The 747-nt window shown below is 54.9% G+C and carries 1 protein-coding gene; it reads left to right on the forward strand.

What is annotated here, in order from left to right; genetic code table 11:
- A partial coding sequence (locus tag ABD982_RS11235) for a hypothetical protein (protein ID WP_345447658.1) occupies positions 1-649 on the forward strand: 649 nt, incomplete at its 5' end.
- Positions 650-747: the final 98 nt, after the last annotated feature.

The following is a 747-nucleotide window of genomic DNA, read 5'->3' on the forward strand; positions in this document are numbered from 1 at the left end:
GTTTGTGGGGAATGATCCGGTGGGGTTGGTGGATCCGTGGGGTTTGTCGCCGGTGACCGCTTCTGAGTTTAGGGAGTATCGGGCTGATGTTCGGGGCCGTGCTGGTGAGCGGATTGTCTCTGGTGTGCGCCGGTGGGCTGATGAACACGCAGAGGCTATCGCTACTGCTGCCATTATTGCCGGGACTGTGGTTTCTGTTGCTGCTTTGGTCGCTACCGGGCCGGTGGGGTTGATTGTTGCTGGTGCTGTTGGTGGTGGTTTGCTCTCTGGTGGTTTGTCGATTCTGACTAATAGGGGTGAGGATGGTCGTGTTGATTGGGGCAAGGTTGGTTTGGATACTTTGATTGGTGGTGTTGCTGGTGGTTTGGGTGGTGCTGCGGTGTCTGTGGTGGGTAAGGCTGGTTCTGCGGTGAATGCTTTTCGGTCTGGGCGGTTTGCGGTGAAGGCTGAGGTTGCTGGTGCTAAGGCTCTTGCCTTGGGGCAGAAGGCTGCTAATTCTTCGGTCTTTAATCCGATGCGGTATGTGAATGCTGTGTGTTCTTCTCATGCTGAGGTCAAGGCTGCTGCGTGGGCTGCTCGTTCTGATGAGTTGGGTCAGGTTGCTGCTCATTTTGGTGATGTGAAGTGCCCCAGGTTTTGTTCCGTTTGAGTAGATGGGAAAATTTGGAACATGCCGAAGAAGTTTGATCAGGAGGCGAAGGACCGTGTGGTCCGTCTCGTGGAAGACCGCATCCTGGCAGAGAGTAT

Source organism: Rothia endophytica (assembly GCF_039543885.1).
Classification (GTDB): Bacteria; Actinomycetota; Actinomycetes; order Actinomycetales; family Micrococcaceae; genus Rothia; species Rothia endophytica.